Source organism: Candidatus Pelagibacter communis, from assembly GCF_001179945.1.
Lineage (GTDB): Bacteria > Pseudomonadota > Alphaproteobacteria > Pelagibacterales > Pelagibacteraceae > Pelagilacustribacter > Pelagilacustribacter ubique_A.
The window spans coordinates 1-936 of sequence record NZ_CVSG01000101.1; the positions used below are offsets into that span (position 1 = coordinate 1).

General features: G+C 24.4%; 2 protein-coding genes. One reads left to right on the forward strand and one right to left on the reverse strand.

Features of this window, described 5'->3' with window-relative positions; translation table 11 throughout:
• Nucleotides 1-310, forward strand: a 310-nt coding sequence (locus tag AMN78_RS04050; protein ID WP_256997718.1) for an SHOCT domain-containing protein, incomplete at its 5' end; no start/stop codon positions are given.
• Here the strand turns inward: AMN78_RS04050 and AMN78_RS04055 are convergent.
• Nucleotides 303-936 (reverse strand): 4-(cytidine 5'-diphospho)-2-C-methyl-D-erythritol kinase (locus AMN78_RS04055; protein ID WP_218836551.1); only part of this gene is annotated, 634 nt, incomplete at its 5' end. The genes AMN78_RS04050 and AMN78_RS04055 overlap by 8 nt on opposite strands.

Below are 936 nucleotides of genomic sequence, written 5' to 3' on the forward strand. Positions count from 1 at the left end.
AAAATTTACTTCTCGAGATACAACAGAGTTTCATCCCGACAAGATAGAAAACTTTCCTGAAGCAAAAAAAGTAATGGAAAAATGGTTAAAAAAGAGTGCTCAATTGCATAAAAATTTTGAAGAATTTCAAACTGTAAAAAAATATCAAAAGTTAGATTTAAGTGATATCCTGCCACAAAATTACAAATCAAAAAATAAAAGTACAAAAAGTAGTGTTACTAAAGAATTGATAAAGCTTAATGAACTTTATAAATCTGGTGCTTTGACTAAAGAGGAATTTGAAAAAGCCAAAAAAAAAGTACTTAAATAGATTTAGCAGTAAAATATAAAAAATTAGGAAATCTTTTTTTAAGCTCTCTCAAAGCAAATTTTGAGTTTCTTTCATTATTAAAAATTCCATAACACAATGATCCTGATCCAGTCATTCTTGATAAATGACATCCTTTTACACTGTTAATATTTTTTAATAATTTTTTTATGATTGGGTGTTTTTTTTCAACAACTAATTGTAGGTCATTTTTGGAATTTTTAAGATAATTAATAAAATCTTTTTTCGAGTGAAAATTACTTTTTTTAAAGATCTTTAATTTTGAGTACTTTTTTAATCTTAAGTATACACTTTTGGTAGAACTTTTAATTTTTGGGAAAACAAGTAAAAAGTAAAACCTGTGTTTTTTATCAATTTTTACCACAGATTTTAAATCTTTTTGAAAACCTAAATTGTAAGAAAAAAGTCTAAAATCAGATCCAACCTCTTTAGTAATTCTATCGAAAATCTTTTTATTAAATTTTTTTTTTGCAAAATGATTAAATAAAGTCGCTGCATTACCTGTTCCTCCACCAAGACCTGCAAAGACTGGGATTTTTTTATTTACTTTTACAGAGTAATAATCATGAATAATTTTATTTTTTCTCATTATTTTAAGTACTTTTTTG